The 18,643-nt window shown below is 71.3% G+C and carries 19 protein-coding genes; 10 read left to right on the forward strand and 9 right to left on the reverse strand.

Translation table 11 applies throughout. From position 1 onward, the window contains the following. Window positions 1-53: 53 nt before the first annotated feature. Window positions 54-443, reverse strand: coding sequence for a hypothetical protein (locus ACIQRL_RS27080; protein WP_401336252.1), 390 nt, complete (start codon window positions 441-443; stop codon window positions 54-56). Window positions 444-718: 275 nt separating this feature from the next. Between ACIQRL_RS27080 and ACIQRL_RS27085 the strand changes: the two genes are divergently transcribed. Further along, the gene (locus tag ACIQRL_RS27085) at window positions 719-1,201 is read left to right on the forward strand and encodes a nuclear transport factor 2 family protein (protein WP_401336255.1); all 483 of its coding nucleotides are present in this window, start codon (window positions 719-721) and stop codon (window positions 1,199-1,201) included. Between the two features lie 39 nt (window positions 1,202-1,240). Here the strand turns inward: ACIQRL_RS27085 and ACIQRL_RS27090 are convergent, their stop codons facing one another. Next, window positions 1,241-2,416 carry an epoxide hydrolase family protein gene (locus ACIQRL_RS27090; RefSeq protein ID WP_401336258.1) on the reverse strand — a complete coding sequence of 392 codons (1,176 nt, stop codon included), beginning with the start codon at window positions 2,414-2,416 and terminating at the stop codon, window positions 1,241-1,243. 386 nt (window positions 2,417-2,802) lie between these two features. Between ACIQRL_RS27090 and ACIQRL_RS27095 the strand changes: the two genes are divergently transcribed. After that, complete coding sequence (locus ACIQRL_RS27095) at window positions 2,803-4,209, forward strand: FG-GAP-like repeat-containing protein (RefSeq protein ID WP_401336262.1); 1,407 nt, start codon at window positions 2,803-2,805, stop codon at window positions 4,207-4,209. Window positions 4,210-4,240: 31 nt separating this feature from the next. On the opposite strand, the gene ACIQRL_RS27100 is transcribed toward ACIQRL_RS27095, so the two are convergent. Then, window positions 4,241-4,618, reverse strand: coding sequence for a winged helix-turn-helix transcriptional regulator (locus tag ACIQRL_RS27100; RefSeq protein WP_401336265.1), 378 nt, complete (start codon window positions 4,616-4,618; stop codon window positions 4,241-4,243). Window positions 4,619-4,725: 107 nt separating this feature from the next. Between ACIQRL_RS27100 and ACIQRL_RS27105 the strand changes: the two genes are divergently transcribed. The 4 genes from ACIQRL_RS27105 to ACIQRL_RS27120 all read left to right on the forward strand — a co-directional run bounded on the left by ACIQRL_RS27105 (window position 4,726) and on the right by ACIQRL_RS27120 (window position 7,916). After that, window positions 4,726-5,091, forward strand: a complete 366-nt coding sequence (locus tag ACIQRL_RS27105) for a DoxX family protein (protein WP_401336268.1) — start codon at window positions 4,726-4,728, stop codon at window positions 5,089-5,091. A 155-nt stretch (window positions 5,092-5,246) separates the two neighbouring features. After that, complete coding sequence (locus ACIQRL_RS27110) at window positions 5,247-6,203, forward strand: GlxA family transcriptional regulator (protein WP_401336271.1); 957 nt, start codon at window positions 5,247-5,249, stop codon at window positions 6,201-6,203. Window positions 6,204-6,358: 155 nt separating this feature from the next. Beyond that, window positions 6,359-7,357, forward strand: a complete 999-nt coding sequence (gene gap, locus ACIQRL_RS27115) for a type I glyceraldehyde-3-phosphate dehydrogenase (RefSeq protein ID WP_401336274.1) — start codon at window positions 6,359-6,361, stop codon at window positions 7,355-7,357. 229 nt (window positions 7,358-7,586) lie between these two features. After that, window positions 7,587-7,916: an antibiotic biosynthesis monooxygenase family protein gene (locus tag ACIQRL_RS27120; RefSeq protein ID WP_401336277.1), complete on the forward strand. Its 330-nt coding sequence runs from the start codon at window positions 7,587-7,589 to the stop codon at window positions 7,914-7,916. 234 nt (window positions 7,917-8,150) lie between these two features. On the opposite strand, the gene ACIQRL_RS27125 is transcribed toward ACIQRL_RS27120, so the two are convergent. Next, the gene (locus tag ACIQRL_RS27125) at window positions 8,151-8,882 is read right to left on the reverse strand and encodes a TetR family transcriptional regulator (RefSeq protein WP_401336280.1); all 732 of its coding nucleotides are present in this window, start codon (window positions 8,880-8,882) and stop codon (window positions 8,151-8,153) included. 130 nt (window positions 8,883-9,012) lie between these two features. Here ACIQRL_RS27125 and ACIQRL_RS27130 point away from each other — a divergent pair, with 130 nt between their 5' ends. After that, complete coding sequence (locus tag ACIQRL_RS27130) at window positions 9,013-9,492, forward strand: SRPBCC domain-containing protein (RefSeq protein ID WP_401336283.1); 480 nt, start codon at window positions 9,013-9,015, stop codon at window positions 9,490-9,492. 78 nt (window positions 9,493-9,570) lie between these two features. On the opposite strand, the gene ACIQRL_RS27135 is transcribed toward ACIQRL_RS27130, so the two are convergent. From ACIQRL_RS27135 to ACIQRL_RS27155, 5 genes are all read right to left on the reverse strand, one after another. Continuing rightward, on the reverse strand, window positions 9,571-10,752 hold the full coding sequence (locus tag ACIQRL_RS27135; RefSeq protein WP_401336480.1) for a hypothetical protein: 1,182 nt from the start codon (window positions 10,750-10,752) through the stop codon (window positions 9,571-9,573). Between the two features lie 299 nt (window positions 10,753-11,051). Beyond that, window positions 11,052-12,278, reverse strand: coding sequence for a glycosyltransferase (locus tag ACIQRL_RS27140; RefSeq protein ID WP_401336483.1), 1,227 nt, complete (start codon window positions 12,276-12,278; stop codon window positions 11,052-11,054). A 276-nt stretch (window positions 12,279-12,554) separates the two neighbouring features. After that, the gene (locus tag ACIQRL_RS27145) at window positions 12,555-13,070 is read right to left on the reverse strand and encodes a hypothetical protein (protein WP_401336286.1); all 516 of its coding nucleotides are present in this window, start codon (window positions 13,068-13,070) and stop codon (window positions 12,555-12,557) included. Between the two features lie 8 nt (window positions 13,071-13,078). After that, entirely contained in the window at window positions 13,079-13,594 is a 516-nt protein-coding gene (locus ACIQRL_RS27150) for a SigE family RNA polymerase sigma factor (RefSeq protein WP_401336288.1), read from the reverse strand. 309 nt (window positions 13,595-13,903) lie between these two features. Next, window positions 13,904-15,241 (reverse strand): NAD(P)-binding domain-containing protein, encoded by a 1,338-nt coding sequence (locus tag ACIQRL_RS27155; protein WP_401336290.1) that lies wholly within the window; start codon window positions 15,239-15,241, stop codon window positions 13,904-13,906. A gap of 212 nt (window positions 15,242-15,453) precedes the next feature. Between ACIQRL_RS27155 and ACIQRL_RS27160 the strand changes: the two genes are divergently transcribed. From ACIQRL_RS27160 to ACIQRL_RS27170, 3 genes are read left to right on the forward strand one after another with little or no spacing between them, the layout of a single operon-like run. After that, window positions 15,454-16,104, forward strand: a complete 651-nt coding sequence (locus ACIQRL_RS27160) for a TetR/AcrR family transcriptional regulator (RefSeq protein WP_401336293.1) — start codon at window positions 15,454-15,456, stop codon at window positions 16,102-16,104. Then, entirely contained in the window at window positions 16,104-17,816 is a 1,713-nt protein-coding gene (locus tag ACIQRL_RS27165) for a GMC oxidoreductase (protein WP_401336295.1), read from the forward strand. The genes ACIQRL_RS27160 and ACIQRL_RS27165 overlap by 1 nt, the downstream gene beginning before the upstream one ends. Further along, window positions 17,813-18,499 carry an acetoacetate decarboxylase family protein gene (locus ACIQRL_RS27170; RefSeq protein WP_401336298.1) on the forward strand — a complete coding sequence of 229 codons (687 nt, stop codon included), beginning with the start codon at window positions 17,813-17,815 and terminating at the stop codon, window positions 18,497-18,499. The genes ACIQRL_RS27165 and ACIQRL_RS27170 overlap by 4 nt, the downstream gene beginning before the upstream one ends. The last annotated feature ends 144 nt before the right edge of the window (window positions 18,500-18,643 follow it).

Genomic DNA, 18,643 nt, shown 5'->3' on the forward strand with positions numbered 1-18,643 from the left:
AGGAGAAACGGAGGCCGCGAGGCATGGACAGGATGACCTTGCGGTCCTCCGAGCTAAGCGCTCGGTCGCTTTCCGTAATAGGGGCTGACGGTCTGGGCCGGCTTCCGCTGGATCACCCTCAGCATCCTGATCGTCGCAGCATCGTCGCGCCCCGTGGTCGTCGGCCATTCGACGCCCGAGCCGGCGAGGTCGCTGACGAAGACGATCTCGGTAGCCAGAAGCGTCCGTGCCCAGTCCACTGCGGAGAGTGGGGAGTCTTCGCCAAGTGCGTTCCGGAGCCTTTGGCACTGGTCGATCAGATCCCGCGCGCCGGTGAACCCCATGCCGACGGCGAGTTGGTCGCTGCAGTGTGCGGGGCCGCCCCACTCCAGGAGCGCACGACTCAGCAGTCCCACCTCGTGCTCGGTCAACAACTCGCCGGCTCTCACCATGTCTCGCGACACAGGGTCACCCCTTCCGCCGATCCGCAGATGTGACCTGGCTCGGTGCCTGGCCCGTACCGAGGCCGTGTTCCACTGGATCGGGGAAGGCACATGCCGTCGCACCCGGTCCGGAACGCACTCCAAGCCCCCGGGTGATCACGCCACCGTGCAGCTCGCGCCGCACGGCCCGGAGGTTGTTCTTGAACACCTGCGCTCCGGCCACACCTACGCCCAACTCGCTGCCTGAAAACCTGTCGCCAGTGCGGCGGTTGGCTTGGTAGGAAGGACGGATGGCGATGCGTGATCTTGATCCTGTGGAGTGTCTGTTGGCCGAACGAGCCTGTGAGCGGCTGGTCTTGGAGTTGGTACGTCGGCTCGACCTCGGTGAGCCGAGTACCGTCTGCGACCTCTTCACGACCGACGGCGTCTGGGAATGGCCGTACGACGGGCGCCGGATCGAGGGCAGGGAAGCCCTGCGCGCCTATTTCGGCTCGCGGCCCGCGGACCGTCTGTCCCGGAGGATGTGCACGAACATTCTGGTCACGGTCGACTCACCGGACACCGCCTCGGCGACGACCTACTTCGCCACCTACCGCGTCGACGGTTACACGGAGGGCACGTTGGTTCCGTCGCGGCTGCCCGCGAACATCGGGCACTACGAGGACACCTTCCGCCGGGTCGGCGGCACTTGGCTCATGGCCACCCGCACGCTTGTCCTGCCGTTCGGCGGGCCGACGGAACGTCTGGCTGCGCCGAACGGTGTTCCCGGGTCCCTTTGACGGCGTTGACCGCGACCCGGTCGAGCGGGACGCGCTGCTTCAGCGCGTCGCCGCCGGCCGGTAAGGGCGGAAGAACGCGCGCAGTTCCTCCGCGTAGAGCTCCGGCTCCTCGAACGGGGCGAAGTGGCCGCCACGGGCCGGCTCGGTGAAACGGGCGAGGTTCGTCGTGCGCTCGAGCCAGGCGCGCGGCGGGCGGACGACGTCGCCGGAGAAGATCGAGAAGCCGGACGGCACCTCGACCCGGCGGGCGAGCTGCTCGGGCGGGATCGCCGCGTTCGCGCGGTACATGCGCATCGACGAGCCGATCGTCCCCGTGAGCCAGTAGAGCGTCACGTTCGTGAGGATCTCGTCCTTCGTGAAGGACCGTTCGATGTCACCGTCGCAGTCGCTCCAGGACCGGAGCTTCTCGACGATCCAGGCGGCGAGCCCGGCCGGCGAGTCGGTGAGCCCCACGGCGGCGGTCTGGGGCTTCGTGCGGTGCATGGCGGCGTACGCGCCCTCGGTACCGCCCCAGGCCGCGGCGCCCTCCATCCAGGCGCGTTCCTCGGGTGTCAGGTCGGCAGGATCCCCTGTGTACACGGGCAGGCCCCCGTCCGTGCGGTGGACGGCCACCACGCGGTCGGGGTGGTCGAGGGCGAGGTAACGGCTCACATGGCTTCCGAGGTCACCGCCGGCCGCGCCGAACCGCTCGTATCCGAGGACGTCCATGAGGTCGGCCCACAGACCGGCGACGGCGATGGAGTCGAGCGGCGGTCCCGTGGGGCGTTCGGAGTATCCGTAGCCGGGATTGTCGGGCACGATCACATCGAACGCGTCGGCGGGGTCGCCCCCGTGCGCACCGGGATCGGTCAGCAGCGGGATCACCTTCGTGTACCGCCAGAACGAGTCCGGCCAGCCATGGCTGAGCACCAGCGGCAGCACCGGCCCGGTCGGTGCCACAGCTCGGGCGTGCACGTAGTGGATCCCGAGACCGCCGAGCCGGACGCGGAAATGCGGGAGCCGCGCGAGTTCCGCTTCCCGCGCCGGCCAGTCGAACCCGTCGGCCCAGTACGCGACGAGCTCGCGCAGGTAGCCGAGGTCGGTACCGAGCGACCACCCGGCGTCCTCGGGGGCGTCCGGCCAGCGTGTCGTGCGCAGTCGCGAGCGGAGATCATCGAGTGCCGACGGGGCGGTCCGCGGAGTGAACGGCTCGGGGCGAGGCACGACATCAGGCATGAGTCGCATCCTAAGGAGCGTGTCGGGCGACGTCGCGGACGCGCCGAGCAGGCGTGGCGCCGTCGGGCGACGCCCCCATCCGCGGTCGGCATCAACTGACCTGAGCGGCGCGAGCGGTACGGGCCGTGCGAGCGGTACGGGCGGCACGGGCGGTGCGGCAGGCCGGCAGGACGAGGGGTCGGCTCCCGCCAGGCGCTCGCACCGCCAGGTCCTCGTACCACCGGGCCCTCGACCACCGGACCCGCGCACCACCAGTCGGTCGCATCGCGGTGAATCCGAGGTGAAGTGACGGCGTACAACCTTTGCCGTCCTGCGCGGGTCTTGTGGGTCACCGGGCGTCGAGAAGCCCGGTCGAGCGCCCACCGTCTCGTCCCAAGGGGTATGCCGTGTCCTCGCGAAAGCTCCGCCTGCCCGTCGCTGCCGCGGCCGCCGTCGTCCTGTCCGCCACGGGGGCGGCCCCCGCCGTGGCCCACCCGGAGAACGCCTCGGCGGGAGCCCCCGCGGCCGCCGCGACGGGCTCTGTGCGCGCGGACTTCGACGGTGACGGATACCTCGACGTGGCGGTCGGCGCCCCGGGCGGCACCGTCAACAGCCAGGCGGGGGCGGGGTACTTCGCCGTCGTCTACGGCATGGGCAAGGGCCCCGACGGCGTCAAGCGCCAGTTGGTCAGCCAGAACCGCTACGGAATTCCCGGCACGGCGGAGGCGGGTGACCACTTCGGCAGCGATCTCACGGCCGCCGACCTGGACGGTGACGGTTTCACCGACCTGGTCGTCGGATCCCCCGGCGAGGATGTCGGCGGCGCGCGTGACGTCGGGCGGCGGACCGTCCTGTGGGGAAGCACGGGCGGGCTGGCCACCGCCGCCGTCCTCGGGGAGGGCAGGGCGGCGACCCGGGCCGGTGACTTCGACGGGGACGGGCACCTGGACCTGGCGACGGCCTACGAGACGCGGTACGGGCCCATCGGCCGGACCGGAGCCGCGGCCCGCACCGGACCCCTCGTGGACCTGGACGTGCGTGTCTACGCGACGGCGGCGGGCGATGTGGACGGCGACGGAACGACGGACCTCGTCGTCAGCAGCGGTCCGTGGGACACGGACGACGGAGGGACGGTCCCGCCGCCCCACCTGCGACTGCTGCGGGGCACCCGGCACGGGCTGGTGGCAGGGCCGCTCATCGCCGCCCCCGACACCGTGTCCGCGGACAGCATCGCCCTCGGCGACATCGACCACGACGGTCGCGAGGACATCGTCTTCGGCCGCAGTACGGCGCCGGGCGGCGGTCTCGTGGGGGTGGTGCGGGGCACCGCGAACGGGTTCGCGCCGCGTGCCACCCTGATCGGCCAGGACACCCCCGGCGTCCCCGGCACGGGGGAGAGCGGCGACCGCTTCGGCACCGACGTCTCCGTCGGTGACGTCACCGGCGACGGTTACGCCGACGTCGTCGCCGGGGTCCCCGGCGAGGACCACGCCGGGCGGACCGACGCCGGTACCTTCGCCGTCCTCCGGGGGAGCCGCACGGGCCTCTCCGGCACGGCGGTCCAGGTCGTCAGCCAGAACACCGCCGGGGTGCCCGGCACGGCGGAGAACGGCGACGCGTTCGGCAGCCGTACCGCCGTCGTCGGCGGGTACGTCCTCGTCTCGGCGCCGAGGGAGAACAGCGGTTCCGGGGGCGTCTGGGTCTTCCCGGGCACCGCCGCGGGCATCACCGCGACGGGAGCGGTGAGCTACGGCCCGCACGCGCTCGCCGCGCCCGTGACCGGCGCATTGCTCGGCGCCGCCTTCCAACGCTGAGTCCGGTGCGGGAACCCCCGCCACACCGGAGTCAGCCGGCCCGGTCCCCGTACGCGGCCCTGCTGGCCTCGATCTCGGCGATGTGCTCGATCGCCCAGCCGGCCAGCGCCAGGGCCGGCGGTATGAGGCTCTGCCCGGTGGGGGTCAGCGCGTACTCGACGCGGGGCGGGACCTCCGCGTACGCCGTCCGGGACACCAGGCCGTCGCGCTCCAGGTTCCGCAGGGTCAGCGTCAGCATCCGCTGCGAGATGCCGGGGATCTGCCGCTGCAGGTCGGTGAAGCGCAGGCGTCCCTGCTCCAGGGTCGTCACGATCAGCAGCGTCCACTTGTCGCAGATCCGGTCGAGCACGGCGCGGATCGTCTGCCCGCCGTCCCCTCGGATCATGCATGTGTGCTCGTACTGCGACATGACAACTCCCTGTGGGTAACGCACATCCTTGTGCCTTTTGTAAGCCCTCCGACAGTGACTCATCATGGGGCAACTTACGCCTGGTAACTATTGTGCAAGGGGCTCCCATGGACGTCGCCTACTGGATCGTCGCAGCGCTGCTGGCGGCGTTCTACCTCTATGCCGGAGGCATCAAGATCCTGCAGAGCAAGGAGCGGCTCCAGCCCATGATGGGGTGGGTCGATCGCGTTCCGATGCCGGTCGTCCGGCTCATCGGGACCCTGGAGGTCCTCGGCGCGGTGGGCCTGATCCTGCCGCCGCTGACCGGCATCGCGCCGTGGCTCGCCGTCGCCGCGGCGACGGGTCTCGTCCTGATCCAGGTGGGCGGAATCGGCGTTCATGTCTCGCGCGGTGAGGCACGGATGATCGGACTCAACATCGTCCTGCTGGCGTCCGCCGCGGTGGCCGTCTGGCTCGGGACCACCTGGCTCTGACCGTTCAGCCGCACACAACGACAGGGGCGTGACGGCCCTTCACCGGCGGTCGGTTCAAGCGGTCGGCTCAAGCCGTCGGCACACCGAGTCGGCGCGGGCCGTCGTCGCGACCACGCCGTAAAGCCGTGCCCGGCACGCCCCCGTACCCTTTCACCGTGGCAGCATCCCCCTTGCATCGCGTCGCCGTTCTCGTGCTCGAGGGTGCCAAACCACTCGATGTCGGTATTGCCGCGCAGGTGTTCACGACCCGGGCGAGCATGCCGTACGAGGTACGCGTGTGCGGCGCGGAACCCGGTCTCGTGACCGGCGGCGACGGCCTGTCGTACCACGTCGCCCACGGCCTCGAACAACTCGCGTGGGCCGACATCGTCTTCGTCCCCGGCTACCGGTCGCCGGACCGCGAGGATCCGCCGCGGGCCGTCGTCGACGCGCTGATCGAGGCCCATGACCGGGGCGCACGGCTCGCCGCCATCTCGACGGGCGCCTTCGCGCTCGCCGCCACGGGGCTGCTCGACGGCAAGCGCGCCACCACGCACTGGCACTACACACGGGCGCTCGCGGCGAAACACCCGCTCATCAAGGTCGACGAGAACGTCCTCTTCATCGACGAGGGGAGCGTGCTCACGTCGGCCGGCGCCGCCTCCGGTATCGACCTGTGCCTCCACATCCTGCGCGGCGACCTGGGAGTGGCCGCGTCGAACCACGCCGCGCGGCGGCTGGTCGCGGCCCCCTACCGCAGCGGCGGTCAGGCGCAGTACGTGCCGCGCAGCGTGCCCGAACCGCTGGGCGAACGATTCGCCGCCACCCGCGAATGGGCGTTGCACCGGCTCGGCGAACCTCTCTCGCTGGAACTGCTCGCCCAGCACGCGGCGGTGTCGCCGCGCACCTTCTCGCGGCGCTTCGCGGACGACACGGGGTACACGCCGATGCAATGGGTCATGCGAGCCCGTATCGACATGGCCCGCGAACTTCTGGAGCGTTCGCAATGGGGTGTCGAGCGGATCGCCGCGGGCGTGGGTCTCGGCACCGGCGCCAATCTGCGGCTGCACTTCCAGCGGATCCTCGGCACCACGCCGAGCGAATACCGGCGCACCTTCACCCAGGGCGAATAGCCCGCCGACGCACAGCCCGCCGACGAGCAGCCCTCCGCCCTGCGCCGGGCAGCCCTCCGCCCGGTGGCGCGATCCTTGCGGACCGTGGCGATCTCGCCGCTGTTACGGCCCGACGCCGCGAGCGAATCTGAGAGGGAGCCGAAGGGACACCACTCATGACTCGTATCGCCATCAATGGATTTGGCCGCATCGGACGCAATGTGCTGCGCGCGCTGCTCGAACGTGACACCGACCTGGAAGTCGTCGCGGTCAACGACCTGACGGAGCCCGCCGCACTCGCGCGGCTGCTCGCCTACGACTCGACGTCCGGGCGGCTCGGCCGCCCGGTGACCGTCGACGGGGACACCCTCGTCGTCGACGGCAGGCGCATCAAGGTGCTGGCCGAGCGTGAGCCGGGGCAACTGCCCTGGGCCGAGCTCGCCGTGGACGTCGTACTGGAGGCCACCGGCCGTTTCACCTCGGCCAAGGCCGCCGGGGCCCACCTCGACGCCGGCGCGAAGAAGGTCCTCGTCAGTGCCCCGGCGGAGGGCGCCGACGTGACGCTCGCGTTCGGTGTCAACAACGACGCCTACGACCCGGCCCTGCACACGATCGTCTCGAACGCCTCGTGCACGACCAACGCGCTCGCACCCCTGGCCGCGGTGCTCGACGAACTCGCCGGTATCGAGCACGGCTTCATGACGACGGTGCACGCCTACACCCAGGAACAGAACCTGCAGGACGGCCCGCACCGTGACGCCCGCCGAGCCCGCGCCGCCGCTGTCAACATCGTGCCGACCACGACCGGCGCCGCCAAGGCGATCGGTCTGGTGCTGCCGAATCTCGAAGGCAAGCTGTCGGGCGACTCGATCCGGGTGCCGGTTCCGGTGGGGTCGATCGTCGAGCTCAACACCACCGTGGCCCGCGATGTGACCCGCGACGATGTCCTCGCCGCCTACCGTGCCGCGGCCGAGGGGCCGCTCGCCGGTGTCCTCGAGTACTCGGAGGACGCGCTCGTGTCGTCCGACATCACGGGCAACCCGGCGTCGTCGATCTTCGACTCGGCCCTCACACGTGTCGACGGCCGGCACATCAAGGTGGTCGCCTGGTACGACAACGAGTGGGGTTTCTCCAACCGCGTCATCGACACACTCCAACTCCTCTCCACGCGCTGACCCGAAGGCCGCGGCGGCCACGCCCCCGCGTCCACGCCCGGTGCCGGTCCGATCGTTGATCGGTCGCCGGTTGCCGGTCGCCGTGGCATTTTGCGCGGGGGCGAGCCCGCCGGTGCGGAGCGGTTCGGGGTTCGTCGCGAGGGGCCCCACCGGGAGATGACGGCCGTCCGGTCCGGGCGTCGGGCGGCCCCTGACCGTTCTGCCGACCGTGGTGCGGCAGGATGGGGTCATGAGCGTAGTCAAGATCAACGTACTGTCCGTACCCGCCGAGCAGCGGGAGACGCTGGAGAAGCGCTTCGCCTCCCGCGCGCACGCCGTCGAGGGCTCCGACGGGTTCGAGTGGTTCGAACTCCTCCGGCCCGTCGAAGGCACCGACAGCTACCTCGTGTACACCCGCTGGCGTGACGAGGCTTCGTTCCAGGCGTGGATGGAGGGCCCGATGAAGGCCGCGCATCAGGGCGGGGACGCGCAGGGCGCCGAGCGTCCGAAGCCCGCGGCGAGCGGGTCCACGCTGTGGTCCTTCGAGGTCGTGCAGCAGGCGGCGCCGACCCAGCCGTAGACAGACGGTCGCGCGAAACGGCCGGGGGCGCCCGAGCGCCCTCGGGCGGGGCGCCCTGCCAAGGGACGCAGCCTCGCGCGGCGGGCGCCGGGGGCAGGGCGTGCCGCCCGCACCGGGGTCGCCGCGCCGGAGGTCAACCGCTGTGCGGTGGAACGGCTGTTGATCCGCTTGACGAGCCGCATGGGGACCGATGCGGCGAGCCGTGTGTGGGCCGTCGGTCCGTCATGCTTCCGCTCAAGGGCGCGGTGTGGCCGCGGACCGGGTCGGCTTCGTGAGACCGTCGAACGCAGCCAGGCCGGTGTCGATGAGCGTGGCCGCGCGCCGGACGTCGGCGGTCACCGCCTTGTGGACCTGCTCGGGTGAACGGGCCCCGTCCAGGTGTTTCCGCAGGCTCTGGAACTGGATGCTCCACAGTCCGAGCAGAGCGGTCGCCGCGATCTGCGGTTCCGGGGCGTCCGGGCTCATGCGGGTGCGCTCGGCGAGCACCTCGGCCGCGACGGCGACGAGTCGGTCGGTCATGTCGCGGTGGTAGGCCCGTAGCGAGGGCGTGGACCTGGTCAGCGAGCCGAAGCGTTTGATCTTCGCGGCGGCCTCGACGGGGTCGTCCTGTCCCGCGATCCAGGAGGTCATGCCGCGCAGTTCGCCCGAGAGGATCCGCAGTACCGCCTCGACGGGGGAGCGGGCCGGGTCGGCCAGCGCGACCCGCAGGGCGTCCATCGTGCTCTCGCCGAGGTCCAGGACGAGCGATTCCTTGGTGGGGAAGTAGTTGAAGACCGTCTTCTCCGAAACCCCGCACACCTCGGCGATCTCCGCCACGCGGACGGCGTCGAAGCCGCGTTCCATGAACATCTCGGTCGCGGTATCGGACAGGCGTTGCCGTGTCAGACGCTTCTTCCGCTCCCGCAGTCCCTCGGTCTCGGGCTCCCCGGCCTGCTGGCGCCAGGCCGTCCAGTCCACTGTGCTCATGGCAGCAGCGTAGTCCAGTGGCAAAATGATTACTGCTGCTGTAAAGTTTCAGTCGCTGTAATGATCTGCGGTGCTGTTCTGCCGCGGTGAACTGTGCGGTCCTGTCATCCCTACGCCTTCGGGAGCTCGCATGAGCGCCATCCATATCGTCAACGACTACCCCCATGCGCCCGCGAAGGTCTGGCGCGCCGTGACCGATCCCGAGCTCATCCCGCTGTGGACCGTGACCGGCGCCGGTGCGCGAGCGGACGGGTTCGCCGCGGAGGAGGGCACCACGTTCCAGTTCGTGGCGAAGCCGAAGCCCGGCTGGAGCGGCATCGTCGACTGCGTCGTCCTGCAGGCCGACGAACCCCGACTGCTGCGCTACTCGTGGACCGACCACGGCGGCGGCGAGACGACCGAGGTGGCCTACCGGATCCAGCCCCACGCGGCAGGGACGCGGTTCACGTACGACCACACGGGCTTCACTGGCGTCGGTGGTCTCTTCATGGCCCGGATCCTGGGCGGCGTCCGGAGAAGGATGCTGCGTGTCGGCCTGTCCGCCGTGCTCGACGAACTCGACGGGACCGGCAGCCTCCGTCCCGGAAGCACGCTCAGGCCCAAGATCTAGCCTCCCAGGGGTGAGGGAGGGCTTCCCGGGACGTCGAGGAGCCGCGTGTTCGACGGCGGGGCGTGGTACGGGTGCCGGTCACGGAACGCCGACTTCGAACAGCACGTATCCGGCGTACGAGCCCGACGCGGCTGCCGCGATGGTGAGAACCGTGCACAGCACCGGAGTGCTGAGCCGGCGCATGGCGGTGGCGCAGGGGATGAGGAGAGGGAAGGCCGGGAGCAGATAGCGGGAGACGTTGCCGAAGATCTGCTGGCTTCCCAGGACGAGGGCGATCGTCAGAAGGGTGTGGACGGTCAGCACGAGGGGCGGGCGCAGCCGGAACAGCAGGGGCAGCACGATGAGGGCCAGCAGGACGGTGCCGGCGGCGATGACGTCTTCGAAGGGGAAGGCGTAGAGATAGTCGTAGCGACCGACCATGAGCGACGTGAACACCTTGAAGGTGTGCCGGCCGTAGTCGAACGTGTGGGCCCAGGCGCCGGCCTGCAGCGTGAAGTACCCGCCGTAGTCGCCCATTTGGCAGCCCACCCAGCCGAGATAGCCGGCCAGTCCGACAGGCGCGATCACGAGGGCCACCAGTGGGCGCACCGACGCGTCCAGGCGCCTTGTGCCGTCCGGCACGGGGGAGTCCTCCCTGCGCCGCACCGCGCGCCTGCGCCGGAGCAGTTCCACGAGTACGGCGAGGGCGAGCGCCGCGATCAGCGCGGTGGCCGTCGGCCGGGTGAGGCCCGCGGTGCAGGTCAGGAGGCCGGCGGTGAGCCAGTGCCGGCGCATGACGGCGTAGCAGGCCCAGGCGGCCAGGGCGACGTACAGGGATTCCGAGTAGCCGGACCACTCCGTGCCCGAGCCGGGCCACACGGCCCAGAGCCCGGCGGCGGCCAGCCCGGCACGCCGGCCGCTGATCCGGGCGGTCACGGCGTAGACCGCCAGTGCGGCCACGAACGAGGCGACGACGGAGACCACCAGTCCCGCTCCGAGCAGACCGAGCCCGGTGCAGGACGACACCAGGCGCATCAGGGCGGGGTACAGCGGGAAGAACGCCGCGGAGTTGCCTTCCAGGGTGATCAGGCCGGTGGCGCCGGGCACCGGTACGAGCGCGGGGTGGTAGCCGTGCGCCGCGATCTGCTGGTACCACCAGCCGTCCCAGGTGGCCAGGACGTCCCAGGTGTGGGCGCCGCCCCCGAAGCGGGGGTTCTTCCCGCGGAAGTCTCCGGAGGAGTCCAGCAGGTACATGAAGACGCAGAAGCCGATGAGCTTCATGGTGCCGTACAGCGCGAGGACCGGACCGTGCGGCCTTGAGGCCCGGCACAGCCGCGTCCAGCCCTCGCGGGCGCCTGCGCGGGCGCGGGCGCGGGCCGAGGTGACGGCGGGTGTGCCGGAGGTGGGCGGGGCGGTCCTCTCGCCTTGCGCGCGGATGGCGTCCGTCGAGCCGATGCCGTACGTCGAGAACGTGCCGTGTGCCGGGATCGTGTCGTCCGGCTGTTGGACCGTGGGCCAACGGGCCGCGGTGCGGGGCCTGTTGTTCTGCTCCGCCGGGGTGTTCGCGGGGTCGGTGTTGTTCATCGCTGCTCGGCTCCCGTGCCGTCGTCCTGGGTGGTCGGGGTGAAGACCCAGGCACGCAGGAGCAGGAACCGCAGCAGCGTCGCGGCCAGGTTGGCGGTGACGAGGACCATGATCTCGGTGGACCGGCCGGGCCCGTGCGTCCAGTGGTGCAGCGCGGCCAGCGAGCCGCTGGTGAGCGCGAGGCCGAGGCCGAACACGGCAAGTCCCTTGACCTGGTGGCGCAGTGAGCCGGTCCGGCCGCGCAGCCCGAAGGTGAGCCGTCGGTTCGCGGCCGTGTTGGCGGCGGCGCAGACCAGCAGCGCCCACGCGTTGGCGGCCTGCGGTCCCGTCATCGGGCGCAGGGCCGCGTAGAGGAGGACGTACCCGATCGTGCTCACCACGCCCACGGCGCCGAACCGCAGCAACTGAGCCGTCAGTGAGACCGGCGGCCCGCTCTCGGGGTCGCGCCCGAGCCGCGCGGTCGGCAGCGTGCCACGGGCCAGCGCGCGGCCGATCCTCGCGATGCCGCGAAGGTCGGCCACGGCCGTGGACACCAGGTCGACCCGGCTGTCGGGGTCGTCCACCCAGTCGACCGGCACCTCATGGATACGCAGCCCGGCGCGTTCGGCGATCACCAGCAGCTCGGTGTCGAAGAACCACCCCGAGTCCTCCACCAGCGGCAGCAGACGCTCGGCGACATCGCGGCGGATGGCCTTGAAGCCGCACTGCGCGTCGGAGAAGCCGACAGCGAGGGTGGACCGCAACAGGGCGTTGTAGCAACGGGAGATGATCTCGCGCCGGGGGCCGCGGGTCACTCGGGATCCGCGAGCGAGCCGCGAGCCGATGGCGATGTCGGAGTGCCCGGATATCAGCGGGGCGACCAGCGGCAGGAGAGCGTTCAGCTCGGTGGACAGGTCGACGTCCAGATAGGCGAGGACCGGCGCCTTCGAGCCCGACCACGCGGCACGCAGGGCCCGGCCGCGTCCCTTCTCGTCGAGCCGTATCCACGTGGCCTCGGGCAGGTCCGCGGCCAGCCGGGCGGCGATCCGCGGGGTGGCGTCGGTGCTGGCGTTGTCGGCGACGGTGATGCGGAACGGGTACGGGAACGTCTCCCGCAGGTGGGCGTGCAGGCGCCGGACACTCGGTTCCAGGTCCGTTTCCTCGTTGAACACGGGGACGACCACGTCCAGTACGGGTTCCGTGTGGTCCGCCGGCAACGGAAGGCGGACGGGCAGGCGGTCCACGGGCAGTCCCCTCTCGAAGGTCTCGAAGTCCGCCGAGCCCTCGAAGTCCGGGGGAGCGGACCGCAATGTCTTCATCATGATTCGTCCTGTTCTGTTCTCTGTCGCGAGGCAGGCCGAAGACGCTCACGGCCGAACTGCGCTGACGGAGTGGGGATATGGGTGCTGTGCGGACAGGGGCCGGTACCGCCCGTCGAGCGGTGGGGGCGGGCGCCTGTCCCGGGCCGCGCGGGCCCGCGGGAGCGGCGCGGCGGAGGCCGTGCCGGAGGTGTGCCGGACCTATGGGGTGTTGGTCGCGCCGGCCGACGAAGACGGATAGAGGTTCGGCGTCGGCGTGGACGACGGGGTCTCGCTCGGCGTCACCGGCGCGGTGGCCGGCGCGCTGGACGTCGCGGTTCCCCCGGGGCCGGAGGACACCGAGGTCGAGCTCCCTGTCGTGGTAGCCGTGTCGGGCGGTCCGGAGGTCCCGGCGGTGTTCCCGGCCGTGGCCGACTCGGTGGGGGGCCCGCTCGATGGCGGGCTCGGGGACGGGGTGACGTAAGGGGAGGTGGGGCTGGTCGCGGGCCGTGGTACGGGGCCCAGTGGCATGTCGCGGTCGGGGGTGTGCGGCAGCAGGAACAGGCCGACGCTGACCCCGGCGACCGCCAGGACGCAGCTCGCCGCCTTCTGTGCCGCGCGCACTCGGCGGCGGACGCGGACGCCGGCCCGGAGGCTGTTCTGCTGTGCGGGCTCGAAGGGGGTGTGTTCCTGGGCGTCGCGCATCATCCGCGCCAACTCCCGCTCGAAGTGGTCCATGCTTTCCTTCACCCCACCGGCTCGATGACATCCGCCAGGATCTGGCGCAGCCGCGCCACACCGCGTGACGCGTGGGAACGGGCGGTGCCCAACGGGCAGCCCAGGACCTCCGCGACCTGCCGTTCGGGCAGATCCTGGTAGTAGCGCAGCACTACGGCCGCCCGCTGCCGGGGCGGCAGTTGGGCCAGAGCCGCCTCCAGCCGTGACCGTTCCACCACGGCCGCCGACTCGTCCCCGGTGTGCGCCAGGTCCGGCAGTGCCTCCACGGGCCGTTCACCCCACCACCGCCGCCGTGCGGAACGCGCGGCCGCACGGGCCAGAATCTTTCGTACGTACGCCTCGGGCGCCTCGTCGGCGACCTTCGGCCAGACGAACCAGAGTTTGACCAGGGCTTCCTGGAGCAGATCCTCGGCGCGGTGCCGGTCACCCGCGCAGAGCAGGCGGGAGAGGTGGAACAACGCCGACCAACGGGCCGCGACGAACGCGTCGAAGCCGTGGGTCCCCTCGGCTCTTGTCTGTTCCATCCGCACCGTCCCCGCCCTTGCCGGCTTCGTACACCTGGAGAAAGACGTCGGCGGGCGCCCCACTATGCAGTCGGGTCAGGTGATCCGGGTCACGCCAGGCGAAGGGCGGGGAGGTCCGGTGGGGGCCGGTGAGGACCGGGGCGGAGAACTGGACGGCGCCGCGGGCACGTCGGAACGCACCGGGCCACTCGGGACGGTGTCGCCGCCGCGGGCACGCTGGAAGCGCGTCGGCGCGACCGGGCATGAGCGGAGGGGGACATCGCCGAGTGCGATGTCCCCCTCCGTTCCTCCGCCGCGCGCCGCGGGGTCTCAGCGGCCGGCTGTCCGCCGTCGGACCCGGGCCGCGCCCACGCGTCGCTCCGCCCGCAGTTCCCGGAGATAGGCCTGCGCGTCGACCTGAATGGTGTGCCGGGTCGAGGTGACATAGCGGCGCGCGAGCCTCGCGCGGTACGTCCCGGTCTCCTGGCGCATCCGCTCCGGTCCGGGCAGTGCGCACCGGCCCTCCAGCAGATCCGCCACCCAGTGCGACTGCGCCTCCGCGAGCGGCATGATCGCGCCGAGGGGCTGGACGAGTCCGATGAAGTAGAGGCCGGGACGGTCCGGCGCGACCACCCGGTGGTAGAGGTCGATGTCGTTGTCGGACGGATCGATCACCTCGTTCTCGAGGAACGGGAAAGCGATGTCGTAGCCCGTGCAGTAGACGATCGCGTCGATCTCCTCCGTGCTCCCGTCCTCGAACGTCACCCGGTTGCCCCGCAGTTGTACGGGAGCGGGCTTCACGGCGATGTCGCCGTGGCCGAGGCGGGACAGCAGGTCGTCGGAGATGGTGGGGTGGGCCCCCAGCACACGGTGCCGGGGCGTCGGCAGCCCGTAGTCCTTCAACCGGCCCCGGCTGAGCCGCAGCAGGAGCCGAAGGCCCCGCTCCTGCACGGACAGCGGAGCCCGCGCCAGCCAGGAGCCGGTGAGATGGTCGGTGGGCACACCGAACAGGTACTTGGGCAGGATGTGCGCGCCGCGGCGCATGGCGAGAACCGTGCGCCGGGACACCCGTGAGGTCTCCACCGCGATGTCGCACGCCGAGTTGCCGATGCCGAGGACGAGGACGCGCCGGTCGGCGAAGGCCTCCGGTGTCCGGTAGTCGTGCGAGTGCGTCTGCGTGCCGGTGAACTCCTCGGCTCCCGGCAAGGAGGGCCGCGGCCAACGGGGCTTCCAGTGATGGCCGTTGGCCACCAGGACGGCCCCGTAGATCCGTTCCGCCGTCTCGCCCGAGTCGCGGTGGCGGGTCGTGACACTCCACGACCCGCCGGGGACCGGTTCCACGCGCACCACTTCGGTCCGGAAGGTGATCGACGGCCGCAGCCCGAAGTGGTCCACGAAACGGTCGAAGTACCGGGCGATCTGGAAGTGACTGGGGTAGACCGGACAGTCCTCCGGCATGGGGAAGCTCGCGTACTCCATGACCTGCCGCGAGGTGTTGATGTGCAGCGAGCGGTAGGCGGACGACATCCCGTTGTCGTTCAGATAGCGCCAGTTGCCGCCGACCTCGGACCCGGTCTCGTAGCAGTCGTACGCGATCCCGCGCGCCGCGAGCACCTGGCAGGCGGCGATCCCGGACGAGCCCGCCCCGATCACACACACCCTTTCCATGTCCGCCCCTTCCTGTGACCACCCGGTCACATGACCGGGTGGTCACAGGCTGCTGTGCGGTGATTCCCCTGTCAATGGCCCTGACACAAGCCGGAGTTCGCGCGTCTGGTTGAGCAACAACGGTTTCTGTCCGCCTTGTTGACAGCGTGTCATCACCGCACCGACGATGACCGGGCGGTCACATGACCGCCCGGTCATACGCAGGAGCGCCGATGCCCACTTCCACCTGGACCCGTCTGTCACCGGTGCGCCGCGAACGGGTCCTGGTCGCCGCGATGGACGAGTTCGGCACCCACGGCTACTCCACCGGAAGCCTCAACGTCATCGCCCGAGAGGCCGGCGTGGCCAAGGGTTCGCTGTTCCAGTACTTCGAGGGCAAGCTCGACCTCTTCGCCTACGTGGCCGAGCAGACCTCCCTGCGCGTCCACGCCGCCATGCGGCCCTGGCTCGACGGCTACGACGGCTCCACGGCGTTCTCCCGCTACCTCACCGACGCCCTGGAGGCCTGGCTCGACTACTTCGCCGGCCATCCGCTGGAGCGCGGGGTCACCGCCGCCACCAACATGGAGCTCGACCCGGCCGTCCGCAGCGCCGTGCGCGCCCCGGTGCAGGACATCTACCTGGCCGGTCTGCGGCCCCTGGTCGAGCGGGCGGTCGAGACCGGAGACCTGCGCAAAGGCTCCGACATCGACGCCCTGCTGTCCCTGCTGCTCGTCCTGCTGCCGCACTTCGCGCTCGCGGTCCACACGCCCTGCCTCGAAGGACCGGTGCGGCTCGCGGGCGAGCACCCGGAAGTCCGCCGGGCGAACATCACGCGCCTGATCGGCCCGGTCCTCGCCGACTTCGTACCGAAGGGACCCTGATGGACGCGCCCGACTACGACGTACTCGTCATAGGCTCCGGATTCGGCGGCAGCGTCACCGCGCTGCGCCTCACCGAGAAGGGGTATCGCGTCGGGATCCTGGAGTCCGGCCGCCGCTTCGCCGACACCGACTTCCCCCGTACGTCCTGGCATGTGCGGGACTATCTCTTCGCCCCGCGCCTCGGGTGCACGGGCATCCTGCGCATGACCCTGCTGGGTGATGTGCTCGTCCTCACGGGCGCCGGTGTCGGTGGCGGCTCCCTCGGCTACGCCAACACGCTCTACGAGCCGCCCGACGCCTTCTACCAGGGCTCGCCGTGGGCCGCGATCACCGACTGGCGCGGCGAGCTCGCGCCCTACTACACGCAGGCCCGCCGGATGCTCGGCGTCACCCCCAACCCCGTGCTCACCGACGCCGACCGGCTCCTCAGGGACGCCGCGGACGACCTCGGCTGTGCGGAGACGTTCAAGGCCGCGCCGGTCGGCGTGCACTTCGGGCCCCCCGGCTCCGCCCCGGGGGCCCGCGTCGCGGACCCCTATTTCGGCGGGGCGGGGCCCGAGCGCAACACCTGCCTGCACTGCGGCGCGTGCATGACCGGCTGCCGGCACAACGCGAAGAACACACTGCCGAAGAACTATCTGGGACTGGCCGAGCGCGCGGGCGCCGAGGTGCTGGCCCTGCGCACGGTCACCGACGTCACCCGGGACGGTGGCGGCTGGGCCGTCACATCGGTACGCACCGGTGGCCGGGCGCTCCCCCGCAGGCGGACCCTGACCGCCCGGCACGTCGTCTTCGCGGCGGGCGCCCTGGGCACCCAGCGACTGCTCCACCGGCTGCGGGACCGCGGATCCCTGCCCCGGCTGTCACCCCGGCTCGGCAGACTGACCCGCACCAACTCCGAGGCCGTCCTGGGTGTCAGGGCCAAGGACAGGACCACCGACTTCAGCCGGGGCGTCGCCATCACCTCCTCCGTGCACCTCGACGAGAACACGCACGTCGAAGCCGTCCGCTACGGCCGCGGCAGCAATCTGCTCGGGCTGCTCGGTGCGATGCTCGTCGACCCCGTCCCCGGCCGCTCCCGGCTGTTCGTCGGTCTGGTCGCGATGGCACGCAATCTGCGCGACCTGCCGAGCCTGCACAACCCGCGCCGCTGGTCCCAGCAGTCCGTCGTCCTGCTGGTCATGCAGTCCCTCGACAACTCCGTGACGACGTACCTCCGCCGTACTCCCACCGGACGCAAACGGCTGACCAGCCGCCCCGGCGAGGGCACCCCCAATCCGTCCTGGATACCCGCGGGACACCGGGCGGCCCGCAGAGCGGCCGAGCGCATCGGCGGCCAGGCCTGCGGCACCTGGGCCGATCTGTTCGACATTCCCACCACCGGGCATCTCATCGGCGGATGCACCGTCGGCGAGACCCCGGAGACCGGGGTCGTCGACCCCTATCACCGGCTGCACGGATATCCGGGTCTGCATGTCATCGACGGTTCCACGATCTCGGCGAACCTCGGTGTGAACCCCTCCCTCACCATCACCGCCCTGGCCGAGCGGGCCGTAGCCCTGTGGCCCAACCACGGCGAGGACGACCCCCGGCCCGGACCCGGTCTGTCCTACCGCCGACTGCGGCCGGTACCGCCGAAGTACCCCGCCGTTCCCGCGGGCGCACCGGCGGCGCTGCGGCTGGAACCCCCCACCGGAAAGGACACCCCGTGACGCCCTACCCCGAGGAACCCTGGCGTCTGGCCGGCCAGATGTATCTGTCGTTGTGGCTGGTGCCGACCCGCGAACTGCCGCCGGTTGCGGACGGCACCCGGCCGGTCACCGTCGCCGGACGTGGTGTGGTCGGCGCCGCCTGGGTCGTCTACGAGAACGACAGCGTCCTGCACTACAACGAACTGCTCCGCGCCGTCCTCGTACGGGACGGCCGTCGCCCCCGTGTCTGCATCACCGACATCTGGGTGGACAGCGCCGCCTCGATGGCGGGTGGCCGGGAACTGTGGGGCATCCCCAAGGAGATGGCGGACTTCGAAATCGACCGGAACATCGGTGTGCGGGCCGGCGCGAGGACGGCGAAGGACGTGCTGGCCACCGCCGTCTTCGAGCCCGGCCGCCGGATACCGGGCCGCTGGCCGCTCACCTATCGCGTCACGCAGACCCTCCACGGCGGACTGAAGACCAGCTCTGTCCGCTCGCGCTCCACCGTACGAACGGCAAAGGCGCGCTGGACCGCACAGGACGGCGGCCCGCTCGGGGAGTTGGGCCGCCGCCCGCCCCTGCTCAGCCTGGCCCTGAACGACTTCACCATCCGATTCGGGGACGCCGCCCGCCCGCCGTCCCCGTCCTCCGCGCCGTCCGACGCAGCCCGTACGCCGACCGAACCGGCGGGCGGTGGATGAGAGTTGGACAAGTGGAGGCGATCAAACTCTGGTCCGGCGGCCTACCGGCCGGTATACAGACCAGGTTGGGTCTGCCGGGCAGGAGCCGTCCGGCCTGCCGCGGCGCCGGGATCCCGCGCGCCGCGGGAAAGCCGGTACCCGTTC

Source organism: Streptomyces sp. NPDC091209 (genome assembly GCF_044757755.1).
In the GTDB taxonomy this organism is placed as follows: domain Bacteria; phylum Actinomycetota; class Actinomycetes; order Streptomycetales; family Streptomycetaceae; genus Streptomyces.